Origin of the sequence: Seohaeicola sp., assembly GCF_048006315.1 — a bacterium.
GTDB lineage: Bacteria > Pseudomonadota > Alphaproteobacteria > Rhodobacterales > Rhodobacteraceae > Seohaeicola.
Window position 1 is genome coordinate 1,727,217 of record NZ_CP180350.1, and the last position, 20,727, is coordinate 1,747,943.

Genomic DNA, 20,727 nt, shown 5'->3' on the forward strand with positions numbered 1-20,727 from the left:
CAATTGCTGAAGGCCGAAGTCGCCGAGCGGGAGGTCCGGTCCATTGCCTGCCACATGAAGGCTGCTCGCTTCCCAGCCGACAAGGACCTCTCCGGCTTCGACTTCGCCGGTCGTCCAGCAGGGCGCCATCGGTTCAAGCCCGATGGACGACGAGATCAACGAGGCCACGGTGCACCAACTTCATCGGGGCGAGTTCATGGGCGGCGCACAAAACGTCGTGCTGATCGGTGGCCCGGGCATTGGCAAAACGCATGTCGCGACAGCCCTTGGCGTGCAGGCTGTGGAACATCATCGCCGCAAGGTCCGTTTCCTCTCCACTATCGAGCTCGTCAACGCGCTCGAACAGGAGAAGGCAAGAGGCAAAGCCGGGCAGCTTGCCGAAAGCCTCGTCCGCCTCGATCTCGTGATACTAGACGAGCTCGGCTACTTGCCGTTCAGCGCGTCAGGCGGCGCATTGCTCTTCCATCTGCTGAGCAAGCTCTACGAACGCACAAGTGTCGTCATCACCACGAACCTGAGCTTCAGCGAATGGGCCACCGTCTTTGGGGACGCCAGGATGACAACTGCACTGCTCGATCGTCTCACACATCGCTGCCACATCCTGGAGACCGGAAACGACAGCTTCCGCTTCAAGGCCAGATCCGCCACAGCTGCACGGAAAAAGAAGGAGGGCAATGATGTCCTGACCCAAGCCTGATCCACGCAACATAACCTCAAGGTGGGTCAGTTCTCGATGGAAAACCCGGGTCAGTTCTCGTTGGAAATCAACACTTTCGGGCTGGCAAGCGATCTCGGACCAGTTCTGCCCAGAAGGCAGCCCCTATCGGCAACAGCGCGTCGTTGAAGTCGTAATCGGCCGCGTGAAGCGGCTGTCCGTGCGGTCCGGTCTCTCCATTGCCCATCAGCAGGAAGCACCCCGGAACGGCGGCGCTGAAATGGGCGAAATCCTCGGAAAAGCTCATCGGTTGGCGATCACCGATTGCCTCAAGCCCGACAGCACGGGCGGCGCGGACCACGGCCTCGGCAGGCAGCGGCGCGTTGATTGTCTCGATGAATTCAGTGTTGAAGCGCAGCGTGGCGGTTACACCGTGGGTCGAGGCCACGCCGTCCACGATCTGTTTCATGAAACACTCGACCGCGTCACGATCCTGCGGCAGACGCGACCGGACATCGCCTTTCAGCACCGCACGCCCCGGCAACACGTTGCGCTGTCCGTCCGTCAGGAACTCGGTCACCGAAACGACCGCGCCAGAACCTGGCGCCAGTTTGCGCGACACGATGGTCTGAAGCGCAAGCACCATTTCCGCGCCGACGGTGATCGCATCAACGCCGACATGCGGCATGGAAGCGTGCCCGCCACGACCAGCGATGGAAATCTCAAATAGACTTTCGCTGGAACATATCTGCCCAACCCGGGTCGAGATCTGCCCTATCGGCGCGCCGGGCAAGTTGTGAATGGCATAGACCTCGTCGATCGGGAAACGGTCCAGCACGCCTTCCTGGATCATCGCCTGTGCGCCCAGACCATGCTCTTCGTTCGGCTGGAATATAAACACCACGGTCCCATCGAAATCCGGGTTGCGGGCCAGCGTCTCTGCCGCACCAAGCAGCATGGTCATATGCCCATCATGTCCACAGGCATGCATCGCCCCGGGTTTGGTCGAGACGTGGTCATGCGTGCTTTGCTCGGCGATCGGCAGCGCGTCCATATCTGCGCGCAGTCCAATCGCGCGGTTGCCGCCCCCTGCGCGCAGGATGCCGACAACACCCACGCCTTCATGCACCTCAAGCCCAAGATCGCGCAGGATCGCAGCAACCTTTGCCTTCGTCCGCGCCTCCTGAAACCCGAGTTCGGGACAGCGGTGAAAGTCGTGGCGCAGCGCCGTTAGCATCTTGTGAAATCCGTCCATCGTCCAACCCTGAATTTCTCGTGATGACTTTTCAAGCGCAAATCGCCTGTCTGGAGTTCTGACACCGTGGCGCAGTCCAGACCGTCGCGGCCAGCAACCTTGGCAAGGACATGCCCAGTTCCCGTGGGTTAGGCTGCTGGAACTTCAGGATGAAGTCACATCAGAACGAAGGGACCTTGAGCACCCTATCCTCAAGCGAGCGGCCATGGCTGACGCCAACGGACACGGTTTCGCGCCCACCCTTGTAGCGCGGGCCCTTGCCCTTTTTCCCGCTGGCATGGTCATCCCCATGATCATCGTCGTGCGTGTCGCCGTGATCGTCGCCATGGTCATCGCTGTGTTCGTCGTCTTCGCCATGCGGGTCCGTGGGGCGCCTGCGTTGCCCGCCGGAGGAGTGACCGCCACTTCCCCCGCGCCCGCCGCCGCCCGATGCGTGATCCGTGTGCGTTTCATCGGTATGCTGCGCTTGCGCGACGCTTGTCAGCGCCATTGAAAGCAGACCCGCGACGAACACACGGCGATCCAATATGTCGCTTGGCATATCCCATATCCTTTCCATCACATGTTGCGGGGGCGGTGTTGCACCGCCCCCCCCCTATGCTGACGGTTTACGTGCACCTGCCGATGCTTACTCCGGGATCGTCCCCGGCAGTTGCGCGTCATGGATCTGCGTATGAACCAGTTTGACTTCCAGCGCATCATCCGATGCCTCCGCAAAGAGCGCGGCATAATCGGTGGAGGATGGCAGATCCCCATTCGTCAGGGCAAGATAGTCATCGATCCAGAGCTCGGCACTCAGAACGGTCGTTCCGTCCGTATCGAAGTAGTAGTAGGTATACGGATCGATTGTGCCGTCACCGTTGGCATCGTCATCGTAATCCCGCACATAGCTGAATCCGGTGTAATCGTAATAGTCCAGGCCAGCGCTGCTGAGGTCGGAAATCTCGTTCACGTTGATGACGAAATCCAGAGTGATGTCACCGGTCTTGTCGGCAGCCCCCGCCAGGGCACTGGTTGCAAGAAGCACGGGGTCATCAAAACCGGGAATGCTGATCGTGCCACTGAGCAAGGCAAGATAGAGCGCGTAGTTTTCAAGCGGGGAGTCGATGGTGGCCCCGTCAACCACAATCCGACCTGCCTCATCCGTCGTGATCGTGACGGCCACCGGATTGCCGTCCGCGTCGACCGGGAAGAGCTTGTTGACGACTTCATCCAGCGAATGCTCCGTGACCGAAGCGGGTGCCCGCATGATGTTGGTGCGGCCAAAATCCACCTCGATCGCGCCTTCCGGGACTTCGCCGTCGATGATGGGCTCGTACTCGGTGCAGTCGCTGTTGGTGCAGGCCTGTTCATATCCGTCCACCAGTATCGGAAGCCCCGTGATCGGATCGCGATACAGGTAAACCAGGTCGCCATAGAGATCGCCCTTGGTCGTGCCGGGGTTCGGGTTTCCATCGCCGCGCTGTGGGTTCAACTCTTTGGCCCCACCTGCCCAGGCGGGACGATCGCTGTCGTCATCCCCTTCGATGATGATGATCACGCGCTCGCCTTTCCCGCGCGTGATGCGGGTCTCAATGTTGGTGCTGTCATCGGACAGATCCCGGAAGATACCGCCAAGCCCCTGGCTGCTTCCGCCGCTGCCGCCGACTCCCCCGCGCTGGCCAGCTGCCCCGGATGGCCCGCCCTGTCCGGCGGTCGTGCCTCTTTGCTGCTGTGCAAAGCCCATGTCCGGCACGACGGACAATGTCGACAATGCCACGACGGCGCAACTGGCAGCCAACCACACCTTTACAGACTGTTTCTTGAAAACGCTTTTCAGCATGTCATCCCCTCCAATTGCATATGTATTGTGCAAGGGGCACCTGGTGATGCCTCAACTAGCACACGCGAATGCATGAAAGCATGATATTCACATTCTGGACTTGACATATGTCAAACCCAGAATAATGATTTTGTAGATTAAAATACTACCTATGCGAGCGTTGCTGGGCTGTCAGAATTGGCGGGTCACACCGATCCGGAACAGGCGTTCGGTCGTGTCAAAACTGTCCACACCGATCCCGTAATCAATCGTGTTCGCGTCATATTCGGTCTGGGTATAATCCAGGCGGACATTCATCTTTTCGCCCACCGCAAATTCGATCCCGCCGCCGATGCGGATGCCGTCGATGCCCACGCTCTGGCTGATGTCGGCACTGCGGAAGCTGTAATCGAAGTCGAAATCCGACCGGACCATGCCCGCCCTTGCGTAAATCAGGACATTGTCGTTCAAGACATAACCCAAGCGCAGGCCAAGACCGGCCGTGGCGGTCTTCTTGGCGGAATAGATGCGCCCGACGGGGCTGCGTTCCACGTTCCAGTCGACCGAGGACAGTTCGACTTCGGCCTCGCCCCCAAAGTAGACGCGGTTGGACTGAAACCCGTAGCCGACGTAACCGCCACCCGTGAAACCCTGTCCCGCCCGCGTTGCCACAAGGGTGAAGGCGGTTGCAGCATCATCGGGGCGCGGCCCTGTATTGTCGCTTAGCAACGAGCCATGCCCAAGTTGCGCCCCAGCATAAAGCCCGCCGAAATCTCTGGTCACAGCGGGTTTGGCCGCCTGCGCGCCGGGCGCGAAATCATAGACGAGTCCGAACCGGACGGCGCTTTCCACATTGGCGAAATTATCAGGGGTTGCGGTGTCCGCGGGCGATCCGATCCCGTAATCATCGTAGGCGCGCAGCTGATACTCCATGCGTCCCGACAACCCGTGACCCAGCGGCACTTCGGCCCCGACGCCGAACAGCATGCCTGTCTTGCGTGCATCGTCCAAAACGGTGGGCTCGGTCCCGCGCTGATAGCTACTGTCTAAGGCAGCGGACACGATGCCGAAACGGCCATAGAACAGGTTTCCGTTTTCGGTCTGCAAGCCGGTCACCACGCTGGCCGACAGGGCGTTTCCGCGATCCACCCCGAAGTTGCGGTTCCCGGCATGGCTCCAGGATGTGCTGTTGACTTCGAAATCCGCCTCGGCGCCCAGGACAAGGGCACCGTAATGCTGTCGGTATCCCGCAAAGACGCTGGTTGCCACGGCATGATCGCCAATGTCGGCGGTCAGGCTGCCACCGGACCCGCGCGGCCCGTCAACCTTGGTTTGCAGGGCCGTATCACCGATGGCAAGACCGGCATAGAAGCCGCCATCGCCAGCCTGCACAAGATTGCCCGGCTCCGCTTCAAAGCGCGGCTCCAACGACGCCCCAAAGGTCAGGGAAATCCTGTGCTCGTCGTAATCCGCACCGGCAATATCCGACTGTCGCTGCCGGAAGTCATAGTTCGTATCAAGATAGACCCGGGGATTGAGGTAATAGCGCAGGGATACCCCTGCTTCCGCCAGATGATCCGTCCGCGCGACCGACTGATAATCGTTCTGCGTCAGAAAGGCATAGGCGGCCAGCGACATGTCGGGGGCCACACGGTGCCGCAGACGCAGCCCCGCAGACGTCGAGATATAGCCCGAGGCGCCGCTGAGCGTCGTCTCTTCGAGTGTGCGGTCAACAATGACATCAAGCGATGTTTGATTATCCAGCGGCATCGTCAGGTCCACGCCGAGATCAAGCGCTCTCGTCGTGCCGAAACGCGGATCGTCATAGGACTGGGAAATCATGCCAAGCAGCACCTCCCCCCGCAGAGGTCCAATGCTGCCGTTGTATCCGATCGCGGCCTGATACCCCTTCGAACTCCGCTGGAACCCAAGCCCGAGGTTGTCCACCGCTTGATCGTAGTCGCGCTGGTCGTAGATGCCTTGCAGGAAAACCTCGCCCTCACCCAGGTCAGCCACGCCGATGCGCCCGCCCAGTTCGATCTGGCGGCGATCACGATCGTCATTGTCGACCACGGAACCCAGTGCGGCGGGCGTGTCGTCAAAGTTCAGGTCACGCACATTCAAACCCAGACGGAACGTCCGATCAGCCAGCCGCCCGCCAATCCCGACATACCCGCTTGCTTCGCGCAATTCGGTCGGACGCAAACCGCTCACATCATCAGGAGACTCGCGCCCTTCATGCACAAGCTCGTAATCCAGACCGCCAAACGCGAAGACACTCTCATTTATTCGGTACTGAGCTTCAGCCCCCAGAAAGTAGTCTTCATAATTTTCCTGCGAATAGTCCGCAAAGCGCCCGATATCGCTACTTGCTTCAAGATTCAGCCTGAAATCCTCGGCGCGGTACGACAGGGCCATCCATGGCGACAGGATCGTCACGACATCGGACCGGCGGTCATTCGCAGTCAGAAAGACATTATCCGTCACGCGACCTGTCACAGCGATACCGGCATCGAATGTGTAAGGCGTGGTGTCCGTCGCGGAATCCGCATTGCCATTCTGCTGCGCCACACCAGGCTGCGCAGATACAAGGGCGGCAATCAAGGTAGCAAGGCCAAGAAACGGATGCGATTTTGAAATAGCCATCTCGGACCCCCTCGCGGAAAGAGAAATCGTTCGATTGCAGTTTTAGTATAACATTCCAAATCCGGAAACCGTCAGGTTCCGATATGCATGGAATTCGGTTCCGTGTTGTAAAAATGATAAAGGAAAAGTTGATATTTTGTCCTGCCTGCAGCGCGCTACATGCGTCCCGCCCCTTTTCAACGCCAGTCGCATGGTTTCGCGTTAAAACTCCGGCGTCGGTCCGTTCCCGTTTCTAAAAAACACCTCGTGGTTGCTCAGTTGATGCTCACTGCATTTTCCGGGCAAGTCCCTTCTGCGTAGGCTTGAGCCGTTAGGCTCCAGACCCATTAATCCGCTTGAGGCTGTCAAGCTGGCATGATTCAAACTCCCAAATTCTGGGGGCATTATGAGCAATCTTTACTGGCTGACGGACGAACAAATGGCGCGGCTTCGGCCGTTCTTTCCAAAGAGCCATGGCAAGCCGCGCGTGGATGACAGGTGCGTTCTGAGTGGAATAATATTCTTCAATCGCAATGGCTTGCGGTGGTCCGACGCGCCGAAGGAATACGGGCCGGCGAAGACCCTCTACAACCGCTGGAAGCGGTGGGGCGACATTGGCGTCTTCGCGAGGATGATGGAAGGGTTGGCCGCTGAGGCGACAGCTCCAAAGACTGTGATGATCGACGCGACCTATCTCAAAGCACACCGCACAGCTTCAAGCCTTGGGTTGAAAAAGGGGGGCGCGGTCGTCTGATTGGCCGAACCAAGGGCGGCATGAACACCAAATTGCATGCCGTCACAGATGAAAACGGCCGCCCGATCAGCTTCTTCATGAGCGCAGGCGAGACCAGCGATTATACTGGTGCAGCGGCATTGCTGAACAGCCTTCCACCTGCGCAATGGCTTCTGGCCGACAGAGGTTATGATGCCGACTGGTTCCGTGAAGGCTTGCAAAGCAAGGGCATAAAGGCGTGCATCCCTGGCCGAAAATCACGAACAAAGCCCGTCAAATACGACAAGGGTCGATACAAACGCCGTAACAGGATCGAAATTATGTTTGGTCGCCTGAAGGATTGGCGCCGGGTTGCCACTCGCTACGACAGATGCCCGAAGGTCTTCCTCTCAGCCATCGCCCTCGCCGCAACCGTCTTGTTCTGGCTTTGAACATCAATGAGTCTGGAGCCTAGGTGAAGTAATCCCTATTCAAGAAGCGCCAGGCTCAACCATGGGAAAAAGCTGACCGCAATTAGCACCAGAAGCATTATCCCAACAAATGGCACAGCCGCGGCGGTGACATCGGAGAACTTCTCTTTGAAGGCTGTCATGGCTACGACCAAATTGAACCCTACGGGCGGTGTCAGAAGGCCAATCTCCAGATTGATCACCATGATGATACCGAAATGGACCGGATCGATGCCATAGCTGCTGGCGATGGGCATCAAGATTGGTGCCATGATCAGAATGGCGGCATTAATGTCCATAAGGCACCCGACGGCCAGAAGCAGAAGGTTCACGCCGAGAATGAACAGAAGCTTGCTCTCGATGTTGGTGTTTAGCCATTGCGCAAGGGACTGGGGAACCATCTCAGTGGTCAGCAAAATGTTGAGGCTCATGGCAATGGCAATTATGGGGACAAGCGTGCCGAGCAACTGCGACGTCTCTACCACAGTCGCGGCGAGTTTGCGCAACGTCATTTCCCGGTAGATCACAAATTCGACAAACATCGCATAGGCCAGAGCTACGGCGGCGGATTCCGTGGCTGTGAAGTAGCCAGAATAAATGCCACCAAGCAGAATGACAGGCATAAGCAGCGACCATATGCCGTCCCGTATGGCTGCAAAAAAGGCGCGTGCATCAAAAGCTGTTTTTGGCAGGCGACGGTTTTTGATCAGCGAGTATGTCAAAAGCACAGCCGTAAGCATCAGCCCCGGGATCAGGCCCGCGAGAAACAGGTCTGTGATCGACGTATCTGTAATGATCCCGTAGACGATCAGCGGAATGGACGGCGGTATGATCACGCCCAATGTCCCGGCGCTGGTAATGGCGCCAAGCGCATACTTCTTGTCGTACCCCTCGTTCAGCAAGGCAGGATAAAGGATAGAACCAACGGCCAGAAGCGTCACCATGCTCGATCCAGAGATCGCGGCAAAGAATGCACAAGACAGGATCGCAGCAGCACCAAGTCCGCCCGGCAGCGCACAGGTTGCGCGGCGCATGACATCCACAAGCCGGGTCGCGATGGAGCCCTTGGTCATTACAGAGCCAACAAGCATGAAGAGCGGAATGGAGAGGAACACCTCTTTGTTGACGGCGTTCCACATGTCTTCCAGCAGGTATTGGATCTGGCCATCACCATAGACCATGTGAATGTAGGCCGCGCTGAAGAACAGAATTGCGATCAGGTTCTGCCGCAAGGCCAGCAGAAGAACGATCAATCCAAAGAGAAGAAAAGACATCATTGTTCGGCCACCTGTTCTGAAGGTTTAAGGTCTGGCCGCAGGAAGAAGACTACAAAGCGTATCGCCGCGGAGAAGAACCCGTAGGGCATGATCCACTGAACAGTCCAAAGCGGGATCAGGATGACCGGAATGGTTTCGTCCCATTCATGATTTGCTTTCACCATCATGAAGGAAAAATAGCCCATCGTTGCAAAGGCAATTGCAGAGAGCAGATCCCCCAGGCGCGTCACAAGTGATTGATATCGTGCTGGAGCCCAGCCATCAGCAAACCGAGGCCGCAAGTGCTGGTTTTGTGATGTTGCCAACCCCAGACCAAAATAGGCCGTGGCGATAACGAACAAGACGGCTGCACGTTGAACGCCATAGATCGAATAGTTGAAAAACTCGCGTGCGAAGACATCGGAGATCATGGCGAGTGCTACGACGGCATAGCAAAGGCCCGCCAGGCCCGCTTCTATCAAAAAGAACATGCGCATGAAGCGGGCCATGAAGGCTCCTTCCAAAAGAGGGCGGCGGATTTCCCGCCGCCCGTGCAGAACTGACTTACTTTCGGCACTCCGCCACGGCCTTGGTCAGATCAGACCAGAAAGCTTCAGCGCTTCCGCCAATCTCCGCCACCAGTTCAGCATGTTTAGAACCACCAAGGTCATGCCACGCAGCCATCTCTTCTTGGGTCAGTTCATAGACCTGACCGCCTGCTTTTTTGAACTCACCGATCAAATAAGCATCCATGCCCCGGACACCGGCGCGCAATCCGTTTTGATCCGGCAATGACGCCATCAGCTTGGCTTGATTTTCACTGCCAAGGTCATTCCAAGCATCAAGGTTCATTACGATCATGCCACTGTCATGGCTGTGATTGGTCAAAGTAAGGTGTGGGGCTGCCTTTCCGAAACCCATCGCGACATAGAGGATGTTCTGGATGCTCCCGGCTTCAATCAGGCCTGTCTGCAAGGCGGATGTCATCTCGGAAAACGGAATGTAAATCCCATTGATACCCAAGGCATCGTAAAAGTTCTTGGCCGCAGGAGAGACGTTTACACGCACTTTCATATCACCAAGCTGATCTGGGCTTGTGATCTTTTCGGGGCCGAACATATTGGCAAAACCGAGTTCGTTCCACTGGAGGAGCTTCAGGTTGCGCGCTTCAAAGAGCGGGTTCAGCGCGTCTGTCAGGTGATTGTCATAGACGCAATCGACCTCTTCAATCGAGTTGAAAAGATACGGGGCTGACAAAAGCGACACCTCCGGCACTTGCGTTGCCATGCCGGGGGTGGACACAGCGCCGATCGCGATGCGACCACGGGTTACCTGCTTGAGAACATCAACTTCAGTGCCCAGTTGCGAGCCGTTGAACAAGGCGACGTTATATTCGCCTCCAGTCGTTTCCTTGAACGCCTCTGCAAAGGCTTCAGAATGCTTGACCCAAGGTGTGCCCGCGGGTGCAGAACTTGCCCAACGGAGCTCTGTTTCGGCCTGTGCCGAAACCGCAGTCATCGTAACAACTGCACCAGCAATCCCACTCATCAGTATTGTCTTCAGTTTCATTTTCGTTCTCCTCCCTGGAGTTCTAGTTACTTGGCAGTGGTTTATTTCTGTGACCAGACGTGTTGATCCCAAGCTTTTGCGCCGTGAACGGCAGGCAATTCAGCAAGCTTGTGTTTCGCCACTTTGCGGCTGGCTGTTCTTGGAAAGTCTGCGGTGAATTCGATGTATCTTGGCCTTTTGTAAGCAGCGAGGTGATCGCCACAATGCGCGGCGATGGACATTGCAAGATCCTCATTGCCGATGGATCCTTCATTCAAAATGATGAAAGCCTTGACCTCTTCTTTGCGCAGAGGGTCCGGGACGCCCACAACAGCGGCTTCCTGAACGGCAGGATGCTGCAAAATCGCGGCTTCCACTTCGCGGGCGGCAATGTTTTCGCCCGATCGCTTGATCATCTCTTTCAAGCGGCCTGTGATGTAGAGAAAACCATCTTCATCAATGCTTGCCAGATCACCTGTCCGAAACCACGACCCGACATAGCTCTCGGCGGTCACGGCGGGATTGTTGTAATACCCAAGCAGCATCTTCGGAGTGATGACCAGCAGCTCACCCGACTGCCCTGCGGGCATTTCGTTTCCATCGCCGTCCACTATCTTGATACGGCATCCTTCCAAGGGTGCGCCACAGCTTCCCGGGTGCCTGCTGATGTCAAGATCGGTTGGTGATGCGGTCACGCCGCCCACTTCTGTCATACCAAATGCATCGCGTCCGATTGGGCCGAAAAGGCGGCGCAGCTTTTCGATGTTGTGTGGACGCCACGCAAAGGTATTCACAAACTTCAGCGGCCAACCATAAGCCTCGGCTTCCGACAAAGATTGAATGAACGGCTCTGGAAAGGAGAAGTAGTTCACCTGAAACTTGTCCAGCCAAGCAGGAAGGTTTGACAGGCTCATCTTTTCGACGATATGCGCCGTCGCTCCTGCGTGCATCGACAAGAGAAGTTGCCACTGAGCATCCATGTAGAAGAACGGTGCCCAAATGAGAATTGAGCGTATCTCATGCGCGCCAAATTCGGCGCGCGCGCCCTCTCGGAAATGGTCCCAATAGGCCTGCGTGAGCATGCAGCCTTTTGGGCGGCCCGTTGTGCCTGATGTGTATTGGATAGAGAACAGACCGCTGTCTTGCATCGGCTGCGGTGCGGCGCCTTCGCCGTGCTGTAGAAGGTCCTGCCAATTGATACAGGACGGGGTTTGCGCACCATGGGTAATTACCAAAGGCAGGTTCAACGCTCGGACATCATCGCTTTGCAAATGATGCGCCAGAGATGTGTCGATGATCAGCACTTCAGCGTCCGCATCATCCAGAGCATAGGCCAGCTCTGACGACACATACGCCGGGTTCAAGGGCGTCAAGACCGCACCAAGGCGTGCCAGCGCGAACCATGTGATCGTGCCCGCCGGGCAGCTCGGCAGCATGACGGCAACATGCGTACCAGTTCCAACCCCAAGACGCGCCAGACCTGTTGCGCAGGCGCGGACTTGTCGAGCCAACTCATCATATGTCAGCCGCTCGCCCGACAGTACCCAATGGGCGACATCGAGCGGTCCAAACCGGCGCGCGGCATCGTGCAGGAAGAGATCAAGCGGATTGATCGGAGTATGCATATTGATCACTCTGACAGGGGTGGCTTTGCATCATAGGCAAGCCGCTGCAGGCGATACATGTCCTCGACCACATCCAGCGCGAGGTCACGGCTCAGGTGCCGTGTGCGCTCATAGGCTTGCAACTCAACTTGCAGCGCAAGGGCTGGGAAGCCAGCGATACGCTCGGCAAGTTCGACTGCGCGTGAAAGCAGCCGTTCAGGGTTAACAACCTCATTCACCAGATTGTTGCGAAGGGCAAAATCCGCATCCATCAACTCACCGGTCAGGACCATTTGCATAGCGGCCGTGTAGGGAATCTGCTGCGCCATTTGCGAAGCGCCCGCAGCACCGCCCATCCCATGGGTGATCTCTGGAAATCCGAACTTGGCGGCTGGCGTTGCGATGCGCAATTGCGTCATCATGAGCATGTAAAGCAGCCCTTGGCCCACACAAGCACCATGAACGGCCGCAATGAGCGGCTTCGTCTGAACCAGACGCAATGTCTCGCGCTCCCAGCCCGGATAGGTCTGAATGCTTTGACCTGCTGTTGCCCCGAAATGGCGATTGATCATCTCGCTCTGCGAAAGGTCCGGACGGGGTGATTTGATGTCGTCACCCGCACAAAAGGCTCTGTCGCCGGTGCTGCGCCAGATCCCGACTTTCAAAGAGGTGTCTGAGTAGAACTCCCGCAAGGTGTCGTGGAACTGCTTGTGGATTTGCGCATTGAACACATTGACGGGTGGGTTGTCCAAAACGATGTGGGCCACTGCGCCCGTTCGCTCAAGTCTTATCACAGCCATCCCCCCCCCCCGTTTCTCAAGAGGTACCAAAACAGAATCAAAATTTCAATACTGTTTTTGTCACAAGTGATCTGGCCTCCAGAAATTTGGACCGCTACAGTAAGATCAAGGTGAGGAGCGTTCGGATGCAGGTTTCCACGAAATCAAAAAAACCACTTCAGAAACGAAGTCATGAAAGTCGACTCAAAATTCTGAATGCCGCCGAGAAGCTGTTTGCTGAGAGCGGGTACCGCGCAACCAAGGTTTCCGACATCATTTCAGCGTCAGGATGTTCGGCCGGATCGTTTTACCATCAGTTCAAGGACAAACGTGAAGTCGCCGAAATTCTATACAGCCGATATATCGCCTTCATGGAGCAGACGATCGATCATTTGGTCGAAGACATCCAGGAAGGTGAAGACATCCGCTCCATGTTCACACGCGTTCTGAGCCTCGCACTGATCGCACTATCCAGTCACGTCGGCGCGCGTGCCGCAGTCGTCGACTTGTCCCACGATGCACCGGAAATCGCTGAGCGCGGATATCAGCTTACGAACCGTTTCCTTTCCCAGATGCGCGACAAGTTCGATGTATTTCACGGACAGATCGGACATCCGGACCCGACAGTCGCGATTGAGAATGCGCTACAGTTGAATCTGATCGTCTTGACCCAGCATACCTTGCGCCCGCGCAAGTATCTGCCAAAGGAGAATGAGGCCTTGATCGGCGTTCTTGTGGATGCGGCATGCGGGATACTGAAACTCTCCGAGCCCGGGGCGAAAGCATGATCATATCAGACCAGTTCGCGGGATTGGACACCATTGATCTGGCAAAACTGGTAGAGCGCCGCGAAGCCACAGCATTGGAAATAACCGATGCCGTAATCAACCGGGTTGAAGCACTCAATCCGGTTTTGAACTTCATGACGAGTTGTGATTTTGACCGTGCAAGAGATCGCGCAAGGAACGCACGCACGGCCACTCCATTTGCGGGCGTTCCGTTTCTGATGAAGGACATGATCGACGTCGGCGGCCTACCCAGAACAGATGGCTCAAGGCTGATGCTGCAAAACGTGCCGCAACAGAATGTGGCGTATGTTGATGCGATCGAAGACGCAGGATTGAACATTCTGGGGCTCACGAATGTCCCCGAATTTGCGGCAGGTATCACAACTGACAATGCCGTATTTGGCGCAACCAAAAACCCGTTGAACCCGGAATATTCAGTCTTTTCATCTTCTGGTGGGTCAGCCGCCGCCGTTGCTTCGGGCGTTGTCTCGATGGCGCACGGCACAGACGGTGGCGGCTCGAACCGCCTCCCTGCATCGGCAACAGGCATCTTCGGAATGAAGCCCAGCAGAGGGCGGATGCACTCGGGCGAGGCAGGCGGCGGGCATGACATCGCCAAAACCAATCACGTCTTGTCCCGAACCGTGCGCGAAAGTGCGCTGCTTTTTTCGCTTACCGAAAACAAGGCGGGCGCTCTGCGGCCCGTAGGCTATGTTGCTGCCCCCTGCGCAGATCGCCTCCGGATCGGGTATGTTTCATCAATTGGGCCTGTCGATGAAGACGTCACCACTGCCTTGACGAGGACGCGCGATCTGTTGTCGAGCATGGGGCACACGCTTGTCAAAGTGAAGTTTCCAGTAAATCTCGACGAATTCACCAACGCTTACACTGCGTTCTTTTCAACACGCCTCACCCTTTTGCGGCAAATGGTAGAGGCCAGCACAGGCAAGCCCATCGGCGACAGCGGCCTTGTAACGCCGTTTGTTGCCAGCGGAGCCGAAGCGCTGCGTGATCTTTCCGAAGGTCAGATCGAGCGCGCGATGCTCTACCTTCACTCTCTGCAAGACTTGTTTGAGCAGCTTTTCCAAGAGGTGGACATCTTGTTGACCCCCGTATCTCCTGTGGTCTGCCCCAAGCTTGATCAAGACGCATGGAACAGAACATGGAACGAGGATCTGGCGGCGGAAATGGTCATGCACCTCCAGTATACGGCACCCATCAACTTTGCCGGATGCCCTGCAATGTCGGTGCCTTGTGCAATCGGGTCAAACACCGGCATGCCAGTGGGCAGTCACCTCATTGCACCAATTGGAGGCGAAAGGAGACTGTTTGAACTCGCGTACGAACTTGAAGCCGAGTTGCAGCCGATAAATCAGCTTGATTGCATGCTAAGACTGCAATGGGCATCCCTGACCTCCTGACAGATACAGTTGCGAACAAGCAGCCCGGCAAACCGAGTGGCAACACAATCTAGGAACAGGCGCCGTATGACGCCGAGTGCATGCGGCACATCCAGATATTCAAGGAAATGCTTGGTAGCGGAGGAGGGACTCGAACCCCCGACACGCGGATTATGATTTTCCCTGTTTTCAATATGTTAGAAAAGTTTGCCAGCTGGTCGCTATGCGCCTTTGCAAACATCTCGACGCCGTCTTTGGGGTTGGAAGGGTTAGAACGCAGACACCGTTCTGCCAGGGTCGATTGTCCATTCAAGATTGTGTTGCTACTTCCCAGACCAAAACATACCGAAGCCTTTCGGTTTGTAATTCGACTGCACAAGAGCCTGCAGAACTGCACTTGCTGCAGACGAAGCAACTTGGCTTTGGGTTGCCGAAAGCGATGTCGAGCCCAGCTTGGGCATTTCATTTCGCCGGAGCTAGCTCGCTCTCCAAGAGGCAAATATTCTCCATATGCGACGAAGAGTGAAGCGCGGGCAGCCATGATCATCAAGTGCGCACATCCACATCAGGAGCTTTCTCGATAAACCACGTTTGCAGAGATCGCCCTAGAGAGCGCACCTTTTGGCTGGGCACCCTACCCTCATGAAAAGTCGAGGAAGCTGCCTGCGCGCTTTCTGTGAAGCCTCAAACACAACCGAAACGCGGGGACACGGGCAAGCCTGTCACCCCGAAAAGATTGCTCATCATTGCCCCGTTGATTCAGAAGCAGCAACCGGGCAGGCACGCATGCCTCAAGCAGTTCAACAGTTCATGACCCTAGCGGCCGAAACCAGCAAAGGTCGGCAGCCATGTCGCAAGTTCGGGAACCGCGATCAAGACACCGAGCCCTCCCAGCATCAGCAGCACGAACGGACTGGCACCGCGCACAACCGTAGAAAGCGGCGCGTCCGTCAGACCTTTGATGACGAACAGGTTCATGCCCACGGGCGGCGTGATCATCGCCAATTCCAGGTTGATCATCAACAGGATGCCATACCAGATCGGATCGATGCCCAGTGCGGCCATCGTCGGCAACAGGATCGGTGTCGTGATCAGGATGATCGCAATGGATTCAAGGAACATCCCCAGCACGAAAATCAGCGCCATCACCATCAGGATGAACCCCAATGGCCCGAGGCCAAGGCCAGTCACGGCCTCGGTCACGCCCACAGGAAGGCGGATAAGCGTGATCGCATGACCGAACATGGCGGCCCCCGCAATGATCATGAAAACCATCATCGATGTCCGCATAGCGCTGATTGTGCACTCCCACAGGTCGCGCAACCCGAAGTTGCGATAGACCAGAACGGCGACAAGCAGTGCGTAGAGCGACCCAGCCGCTGCGGCCTCGGTTGCCGTAAAGATGCCAAGATAGATCCCCCCCATTACGACAGGCGGGGCCAGCAATGCCCAGATCGAGCGGCGAAAGGCACGGGAGACATCTGTCCAGCCAGTCCATTCGGGCGTGTCGATATCGGGCCGTGTCCGAGCCTGCGCCATGCAGAAAAGCGAAAAGACCAAAGCCAGCAGCAAACCCGGAATGATGCCCGCGAGGAACAGCGCCCCGATCGAGGCCTCGGACACGATGGCATAGAGGATCATCGGACCGGATGGCGGAATCAGGATGCCCAGCGTGCCGCCAGCCGCCACAACGCCCAATGCATCGCGTTCGGGATAGCCGAAGCGTTTCATCTGCGGGATCGCACTGGAGCCGATCGACAGCGCGGTGGCGACAGAAGATCCAGAGATAGCGGCAAATATGGTGCAGGCCAGCACCGTGGCGGCGCCAAGCCCGCCACGCACATGGCCGATGATCTTGTGAGCAAAGTCGTAGAGTTCGTCGATGACCCGCGCCCGGATCATCACCTGCGCCATGAACACGAAAAGCGGGATCGTTGCCAGCACCGGCTTGTCCAGATGGGTATAGACCGCCTTGCCAAGACCGTCGATGTCGCCCTCGGCCAGCAGCATGATCGCACTGGCCGTCAAGCCAAGCGCAGCAAAGATCGGGATGCCTGTCAGCAACAACAGGATCAGCCCGACGAAGACAAGAAACAGCATCAGCTGCGCCCCCGTATTGTTTGCCACAGACCCAGGCCTGCCATCAGTCCCAGAAGCACCGATCCAGCCAGAACGGGTACCTGTGGGATCCAGGTCTGGATTTCGATATAGCCCACTGAATAGGATCCGAAGGCATGCGCGAAACTGATCGCATCCCATATCGACACACCGATCACGGTTGCAAAAGCCATGACGCAAAGATGGGCAAAGCCCTTTTGCAAACGCACAGCACCTGGCGACAGACGCGTGATCATCAGGTCGATGGCGATGTGATCGCCCCGCCGCAAGGCCTCGGCTGCACCAAGCATGACGGCCGCCACAAGCAAATAACCGATCATCTCGTCACTCCATTGAAGTGGCTGGTCCAATAGGTAGCGAAAAACCACGGCGATGCAGATCTGCGCGAAAATCCACAGGATCGTCAGCGCGCTCAGTGCACCGCAGAAGCGCACCAGCGCGACCACGAGACGGTCTGGGAAAAGAGGGGCGTTCGCCGCCCCTCCTGTTTTATCGGACAGCATCGCGGGTTACATTTTTGCCAGGAGGTCGAGCAACTTCTGGCTATCGGCGTCGCCTTCACCAAAAGCCTTGTCGAAAGCCGGGCGCATGACCGCTTCAAGTGCCGCGTTTTCCTCGGGGGTGGCGATATGCACCTTCACGCCCTTTTCGCGCAATTGGTCGGGCCCTGCATTGCCGGCGGCGACCGATGCCTCGATCGCCCATTCGGCGGCTTTCAGACCAGCCTCAGCCAGAGCGGCCTTGGATGCGTCGGACAGCCCGTCATAGAAGCTGGGATTCAGATAGCCATGCAGATAGGCTGACAGGACCGGCACCACGGTAAAGGCGTCCTGCACCTCGAAATACTTGCGCGACACAGCTGCGGCCACATCGGTGATGGCCCCGTCAATCACGCCGGTCGCAAGCGCCTGGTAAACCTCGGATCCCGGCATCGCCGTCGGCGTGGCGCCCAGCGCGGTAAAGGCCGCATCGAAAGGCGGGGTCAGGCCGCGGAACTTCAGACCCTTGAAGTCTTCGGGCGCAACCAGCGGCTCGCCCTTGGTGGTGAAGACGCTGGTATTGGTCTGGAACATCCAGACCACGTTCTTCACGCCCTTTTCCAGCAGCTTTTCTTCAAGGAAGGCGGCCGCTTCGGACGTGGGCCACTTGCGCCAGATATCGACATCGCCAAAGGCAAAGGGCGCGACGGTGACATTCATGATGGGCAGGGTCTTGCCCCACTGGAAGTTCAGCGAGAATGCACATTCGATATCGCCCTTGGCCGTTGCGACGATATTCTCGCGCGCGCCGACAAGGCTGTCGGCGCCGAAGATCTGCACATCGATCTCGCCACCCGACAGGGTTTCCACCTCGGCCGCCCAGCGGTCGATGACCACCGCGATATGGTGCGCGGGCGGCAATTGGTGGCTGCAGCGCATCTCGGTCGCGGCCATGGCCGCTGTCGACGTCGAGGCAAGGCAAGCCAGCCCAAGGGCTGTTTTCGTTATCCGGTTCATGTTGGTTTCCTCCCTTTGAAACGAATTCAGGCGGCGGGCATGACCCGCCAGTGTGCGTTTTTCGGCGCCCCGGCGCGGTTCAGCGCCCCGTGAAACGCCTCGCCGGGCATCGCCTCCTCTGCGATGACCCGGACGTTCTTAAGCCCCTCGAGGTCAATTCCTGTCGGGAATCCCATGGTTTCAGCCAAATAAACAATATCCTCGAAGACCACGTTTCCGGTTGCTCCCGGAGCGAAGGGGCATCCCCCCAATCCCCCCAGCGAGGCGTCGATAACCCGTGCACCATGGTCCAGTGCGGCTGCCGCATTCGCAACCCCCATCCCGCGCGTATCATGGAGGTGGATGATGAAGGGACGATCTCCACAAAGCCGTGCCATGTCTGCGCAAAGCGCCGCCACGGCACGAGGGCCCGCATAGCCCACGGTATCGGCCAGGCCCACGATATCAGCACCGGCGCTAAGACAATCTTCCGCCAGCCGCAAAACGTCTGCTGGGTTCACGTCACCAGCCAGTGAACAGCCAAAGGCCATGGCGATCCCGGCATTCACGATCTTGTCCGGGGCCTGCGCGTCTCGTTGCAGGGCGATCCGCCGCACAAGATCCACGGCATCCGCGCGCAAGCGGCGCATGTTCGCCTCGCTATGCGCCTCGGTCGCTGAAACGACGCACACCATTTCCGATACGGTCGTGGCCAGCGCAGCATCGGCACCGCGCTCGTTCAGGGTCAATGCCGCGGAATGCAGCTCTGCTTGCTCAGTTGTTGCGATCAGATCTTCGATATCGGCGAATTGGGGAAAACGCGACGCGGGCAGAAACGAGCCTATCTCGAAATGACGCACACCTGCGGCGGCTTCGGCCAACAGCCAGGCACGTTTGGCCTGCGTGTCCGGCCATGTCCCAACCAGTTGCAGCCCGTCGCGTAGGCCAACCTCGCGCAGCGTGAGCCGATCCGCCGGATAGGCGCGCGAAAGCCTGCTCATGCCACGGCCCTCCCTGTGCCACGAGCCAGTGCGATCTGCGCGTCGCTCAGCCCCAGGGCGCGCAGCACCGTTTCGGTATCAGCACCCGCAGCGGGCACATCGACGCCGGGAGCGACGACAGGCTGCTGATCCACCTCGAAGGGCAGCCCCGGTGCGCGATAGGACTGACCTTCCGGCAGGCGCGACATAAGAAGTCCGCCCTCGCGCAGCACATGCGGATCGTCATACATCTCGGCCGGGCGGTGAATAGGCGAAAAAGGAATTCCAGCATCCTCGAATTTCGCGATCAGATCATCAAATCCCTGTGTCCTGACTGCCTCGGCAAAGACAGGAAGGGTCCAGTGCCGGGCATCGATCTGGTCCATCCGGGTCTGAAGGCGCGGATCATTGAGCAAGTGCGACAAGCCCAAAAGGTTGCACAAAGTCACCCATTGGCCTTCGGTCACGGCACCAACAAAGATCTGGCGCCCCTCGCGGGTTTCGAAGATATCGTAGACGGCCCAAGAGAACTCGCGTTCGGGCATCGGCGGAGCTTCACGCCCCTCGATATCGAACTGCACCATGTGCTGGGCGACCAGAAGCAGGCAATTCTCGAAAAGGCCGGTGCGGACCGCGTGCCCCTGCCCGTCCGTCCGTCGCTGATAGAGCGCTGCCAGCACTGCGAAAGCCCCGAACAGACCGCCCATGATGTCATTGGCCGAAGATCCGATCCGCAATGGTCGCCCTGTCGGTCCAGTCATGTAGGCCATGCCGGTCATCATCTGGACGACCTCGTCCAGCGCGGTGCGGTTTTCGTAAGGCCCCTTGAGAAACCCCTTGAGCGAGGACACGATCAGGCCAGGATAGCGTTCACGCAGGGTATCGGGTGCCATGCCCATGCGCGCGAGGCTCTGATCGCGGAAGTTTTCGATGAACACATCCGCCGTTTCCAGAAGTGCGTGCAGCGCCTCAACCCCTGCATCTGTCTTCAGATCCAGGGTGACGCTTTTCTTTCCACGATTGAATGTTGGGAAAAAGCCGCGCCCCATTCCAGTGAGGTCGCGCGTCTTGTCGCCCTCCGGCGGCTCGACCTTGATCACTTCGGCTCCAAGAAAAGCAAGAAACATCCCGCTTGATGGCCCCATAATCATATAGTCATCTCGACAACCCGTATCCCGGCAAGCGGCTGGAACTGTTCTGGCATGATATTTCCTCCTTGGAATCAAACCATAACCAAGGCACTGTCTTAGGGAAATTAGAG

General features: G+C 57.6%; 17 protein-coding genes and 1 pseudogene. 4 read left to right on the forward strand and 14 right to left on the reverse strand.

What is annotated here, in order from left to right:
• Positions 1 to 697: pseudogene (istB, locus tag ACMUJL_RS08725) on the forward strand (IS21-like element helper ATPase IstB); the annotation flags it as partial.
• 67 nt (positions 698 to 764) lie between these two features.
• Here istB and ACMUJL_RS08730 read toward each other — a convergent pair.
• From ACMUJL_RS08730 to ACMUJL_RS08745, 4 genes are all read right to left on the reverse strand, one after another.
• Positions 765 to 1,910 carry an amidohydrolase gene (locus ACMUJL_RS08730; protein ID WP_375568925.1) on the reverse strand — a complete coding sequence of 382 codons (1,146 nt, stop codon included), beginning with the start codon at positions 1,908 to 1,910 and terminating at the stop codon, positions 765 to 767.
• A gap of 160 nt (positions 1,911 to 2,070) precedes the next feature.
• Positions 2,071 to 2,451 carry a hypothetical protein gene (locus ACMUJL_RS08735; RefSeq protein ID WP_375568923.1) on the reverse strand — a complete coding sequence of 127 codons (381 nt, stop codon included), beginning with the start codon at positions 2,449 to 2,451 and terminating at the stop codon, positions 2,071 to 2,073.
• Positions 2,452 to 2,538: 87 nt separating this feature from the next.
• Positions 2,539 to 3,732, reverse strand: coding sequence for a hypothetical protein (locus ACMUJL_RS08740; RefSeq protein WP_375568921.1), 1,194 nt, complete (start codon positions 3,730 to 3,732; stop codon positions 2,539 to 2,541).
• Between the two features lie 171 nt (positions 3,733 to 3,903).
• Positions 3,904 to 6,357: an outer membrane beta-barrel protein gene (locus tag ACMUJL_RS08745; protein WP_375568919.1), complete on the reverse strand. Its 2,454-nt coding sequence runs from the start codon at positions 6,355 to 6,357 to the stop codon at positions 3,904 to 3,906.
• Between the two features lie 385 nt (positions 6,358 to 6,742).
• Between ACMUJL_RS08745 and ACMUJL_RS08750 the strand changes: the two genes are divergently transcribed.
• A protein-coding gene (locus ACMUJL_RS08750; protein ID WP_375568917.1) for an IS5 family transposase occupies positions 6,743 to 7,500 on the forward strand; the annotation gives its coding sequence in 2 pieces (ribosomal slippage) (positions 6,743 to 7,061 and positions 7,061 to 7,500; 759 coding nt in all).
• Between the two features lie 35 nt (positions 7,501 to 7,535).
• On the opposite strand, the gene ACMUJL_RS08755 is transcribed toward ACMUJL_RS08750, so the two are convergent.
• The 5 genes from ACMUJL_RS08755 to ACMUJL_RS08775 are packed head-to-tail and all read right to left on the reverse strand — an operon-like array spanning position 7,536 to position 12,693.
• Positions 7,536 to 8,795 carry a TRAP transporter large permease gene (locus ACMUJL_RS08755; protein ID WP_416914219.1) on the reverse strand — a complete coding sequence of 420 codons (1,260 nt, stop codon included), beginning with the start codon at positions 8,793 to 8,795 and terminating at the stop codon, positions 7,536 to 7,538.
• Complete coding sequence (locus ACMUJL_RS08760; RefSeq protein ID WP_068293426.1) at positions 8,792 to 9,283, reverse strand: TRAP transporter small permease; 492 nt, start codon at positions 9,281 to 9,283, stop codon at positions 8,792 to 8,794. The genes ACMUJL_RS08755 and ACMUJL_RS08760 overlap by 4 nt, the downstream gene beginning before the upstream one ends.
• Positions 9,284 to 9,338: 55 nt before the next feature.
• Positions 9,339 to 10,343, reverse strand: coding sequence for a TRAP transporter substrate-binding protein (locus ACMUJL_RS08765; RefSeq protein ID WP_375568913.1), 1,005 nt, complete (start codon positions 10,341 to 10,343; stop codon positions 9,339 to 9,341).
• 41 nt (positions 10,344 to 10,384) lie between these two features.
• Complete coding sequence (locus tag ACMUJL_RS08770; protein WP_138177112.1) at positions 10,385 to 11,947, reverse strand: class I adenylate-forming enzyme family protein; 1,563 nt, start codon at positions 11,945 to 11,947, stop codon at positions 10,385 to 10,387.
• 5 nt (positions 11,948 to 11,952) lie between these two features.
• A complete protein-coding gene (locus ACMUJL_RS08775) occupies positions 11,953 to 12,693 on the reverse strand; it encodes an enoyl-CoA hydratase/isomerase family protein (protein ID WP_375568911.1) in 741 nt (246 codons plus the stop codon).
• A gap of 158 nt (positions 12,694 to 12,851) precedes the next feature.
• Between ACMUJL_RS08775 and ACMUJL_RS08780 the strand changes: the two genes are divergently transcribed.
• Together ACMUJL_RS08780 and ACMUJL_RS08785 are read left to right on the forward strand one after the other, a co-directional pair.
• On the forward strand, positions 12,852 to 13,493 hold the full coding sequence (locus ACMUJL_RS08780) for a TetR/AcrR family transcriptional regulator (protein WP_068293411.1): 642 nt from the start codon (positions 12,852 to 12,854) through the stop codon (positions 13,491 to 13,493).
• On the forward strand, positions 13,490 to 14,914 hold the full coding sequence (locus ACMUJL_RS08785; protein WP_416914220.1) for an amidase: 1,425 nt from the start codon (positions 13,490 to 13,492) through the stop codon (positions 14,912 to 14,914). Before ACMUJL_RS08780 ends, ACMUJL_RS08785 begins: the two co-directional genes overlap by 4 nt.
• A gap of 795 nt (positions 14,915 to 15,709) precedes the next feature.
• Here the strand turns inward: ACMUJL_RS08785 and ACMUJL_RS08790 are convergent.
• The 5 genes from ACMUJL_RS08790 to ACMUJL_RS08810 are packed head-to-tail and all read right to left on the reverse strand — an operon-like array spanning position 15,710 to position 20,593.
• Positions 15,710 to 16,993, reverse strand: coding sequence for a TRAP transporter large permease (locus ACMUJL_RS08790; RefSeq protein ID WP_375568907.1), 1,284 nt, complete (start codon positions 16,991 to 16,993; stop codon positions 15,710 to 15,712).
• A complete protein-coding gene (locus ACMUJL_RS08795; protein WP_375568905.1) occupies positions 16,993 to 17,514 on the reverse strand; it encodes a TRAP transporter small permease in 522 nt (173 codons plus the stop codon). The genes ACMUJL_RS08790 and ACMUJL_RS08795 overlap by 1 nt, the downstream gene beginning before the upstream one ends.
• Before the next feature lie 6 nt (positions 17,515 to 17,520).
• Positions 17,521 to 18,507 carry a TRAP transporter substrate-binding protein DctP gene (gene dctP, locus ACMUJL_RS08800; protein ID WP_375568903.1) on the reverse strand — a complete coding sequence of 329 codons (987 nt, stop codon included), beginning with the start codon at positions 18,505 to 18,507 and terminating at the stop codon, positions 17,521 to 17,523.
• A gap of 26 nt (positions 18,508 to 18,533) precedes the next feature.
• Positions 18,534 to 19,487, reverse strand: coding sequence for a hydroxymethylglutaryl-CoA lyase (locus tag ACMUJL_RS08805; protein ID WP_375568901.1), 954 nt, complete (start codon positions 19,485 to 19,487; stop codon positions 18,534 to 18,536).
• Entirely contained in the window at positions 19,484 to 20,593 is a 1,110-nt protein-coding gene (locus tag ACMUJL_RS08810) for a CaiB/BaiF CoA transferase family protein (protein ID WP_416914221.1), read from the reverse strand. Before ACMUJL_RS08810 ends, ACMUJL_RS08805 begins: the two co-directional genes overlap by 4 nt.
• Positions 20,594 to 20,727: the final 134 nt, after the last annotated feature.